Source organism: Pseudomonas capsici (assembly GCF_017165765.1).
In the GTDB taxonomy this organism is placed as follows: Bacteria; Pseudomonadota; Gammaproteobacteria; order Pseudomonadales; family Pseudomonadaceae; genus Aquipseudomonas; species Aquipseudomonas capsici.
In genome coordinates this window covers 1-2,520 of the sequence record NZ_JAFGZD010000043.1, presented here as the reverse complement: position 1 = coordinate 2,520, position 2,520 = coordinate 1, and the positions used below count along the sequence as shown (strand labels likewise).

At 61.1% G+C, this 2,520-nt stretch carries 1 protein-coding gene; it reads right to left on the bottom strand.

Features of this window, described 5'->3' with window-relative positions:
* The coding region (locus JSY17_RS25395; protein ID WP_206403373.1) for a condensation domain-containing protein at nt 1-2,520 on the bottom strand (2,520 nt) is incomplete at both ends.

Here is a 2,520-nt window from a genome sequence, read left to right as displayed (position 1 = left end):
CAGACCGACCACCATATCCGTGCCACGCTCGACACAGATGCCCACCCGCGAATCCGGCTGCACACCCTGACTGCGCAGATGATGCGCCAGACGGTTGGCCCTCTGATTAAGTTCGTCGTAGCTCAGTTGCTCATCGCCAAACACCAGCGCAACCGCATCCGGTGTACGCTCGACCTGAGCCTCGAACAGGCCATGCACGGTCTGATCCAGCGGGTACTCCGCAGCCGTATCGTTGAAGCCATGCAGCAATTGCGCGAGTTCTTCGGCAGGCAGTACCGGGATCGAATGCAGCGGTGCGGCAGGTGTATTTCTCAGCGCACTGACCAGTTCGGCCAGTGCCGTGCTCATATAAGCCGCTACCCGCGCAGCACCGATACCGTTCTGTACCAGCACGGTCAGCTCGAAACCTTCACCCAGGTCATCTACCGACAGAGTCAGTGGATAGTTGGTGCGTTCCTCGCCTTTCAGCGATTCGATGCCTTGCCAGGCGGGCGACAGGCTATGTTCGCCCGGCGCAGCACTGTAGCGATAATTGAGCAGCGCACTGAACAGTGGCGTCGACGCCGGGACACCGCTGCAGCGCTGGGCCAATGCCAGGGGTGCGTGCTCGTGAGCCAGCAAGGCACTCAGACGAGCGTGGGTATCCCGGATACCGCTTCGTGCATCACAGGCACCCAGCTGCAGACGCAACGGCAAGGTATTGATGAACATGCCCAGCGCACGGTCCGCACCGTCACCACCATTGAGGCGGCCCATCAGCACAGTACCGAACACCACATCGTCGCGACCGCTGACGGCACTCAGGACCTTGCCCCAGGCCAGGTGATGCAAGGAGGCCACGCTGACCCCGAACTGACGTGCCTGGGCCCGAAGTTGCAGGCTCAGATCCATGTCCAGAGCGACGCGATGCTCTTCGATATCCCGGCCCTCGCCCTGCACTTCATGCAGACCGAACGGCAGGGTCGGCTCGTCGATATCGCCCAGCATGTCGCGGAAGAAGGTTTCCTGAGCTGCGCGATCATTTTTCAGACGCGCCTGAGCCACATAGTTGCGATACGGCACCGGCTCGCTCAAAGGCTGAGCGTCATTGAGCAGATACGCTTCCATTTCCTGGCTCACCACTTCCAGTGCGGTGTGGTCCATGACCAGGTGATGGAACAGCAGCAAGGCCACCCAGCGCTGATTGGCCGGATCCTCGGTGTAGGCAATACGCATCAGTGGCGCCTGACGGATGTCCATGCGGTGTTGACGGGCATCGAAACGTGCCTGCAACTGGCCGATCGCATCCCCGGACGATCCATCCGTCCCGATCTGTTCAAGCCCTAGCTGCGCCTGACGCCAGACCACTTGCAGCGGTTCGTCCAGACCTTCCCAATAGAGAGAAGTACGCAGGATATCGTGGCGCTCGATCACCGATTGCAGCGCGCTGGCAAAGCTGTTCAGGCGCTGTTCACTGTCGAAACCGAAGACCGCCTGCAAGACATACGGATCGCCCTGCTCAGCCGCCAGATGGTGATAGAGAATCCCCTCCTGCAACGGTGCCAGCGGGTAGATGTCCTGAATATTGGCCGCACCGCCCGGAATAGTGGCAATGACCTGTTCAAGCTGTTCTTCGCTGATCGTCAGCAATGGCAGCATGTCAGGGGTAATGTGCGTGCAACCCGGTTCGATCAGGTTGGCCGGTACACGGATTTCCGTACCGCTGCCCACCGCAGCCGCCAGGGCCGCCAGCGTCGGCTGGCTGAACAGTACCCGCACATCGGCGCTCAGGCCTTCCTGACGCATTTTCTCGATCAGCTTCACTGCCAGCAGCGAGTGGCCGCCCAGCTCGAAGAAGTGATCGTGACGACCGACGCGCTCGACTTGCAGTACTTCAGCCCAGATATGTGCCAGGGTGGTTTCGACGTCACCTTCTGGTGCTTCGTAGCCACGGTTGATAAACGCCTGTTGATCCGGCGCTGGCAGGGCCTTGCGGTCCAGCTTGCCGTTATTGGTCAGCGGCAGGCTGTCCAACTGCACATAGGCTGCCGGGACCATATAGTCCGGCAACTGGCCTTGCAGGTGGCTGCGCAGGCTGTCCAGATCGACTGCTTTATCGCTGGAAGTGAAATACGCTACCAGACGCTTGTCGCCCGGCACGTCTTCACGCACCAGCACCACGGTCTCCTTTACCGCCTCATGGCTGGCCAGACGGGTTTCGATCTCGCCCGGCTCGATACGGAAGCCACGGATCTTCACCTGCTGGTCATCCCGGCCACGGTATTCCACCGTGCCATCGGCCAGCCAGCAGGCCAGGTCGCCGGTACGATACAGGCGGTCTGCCGGGTCGGTGCTGAACGGATCGGCGACAAAGGCCTGTTCGGTCAGGTCTTTACGATTCAGATAACCCAGCGCCACACCATCGCCGCCGATATACAGCTCGCCGGTCACGCCCAGTGGCACTGGCTGCTGACGGGCATCCAGCACGTACAGGCGGGTATTGGCCAGCGGCTTGCCAATCGGAATACTGCCCTCGCCCAC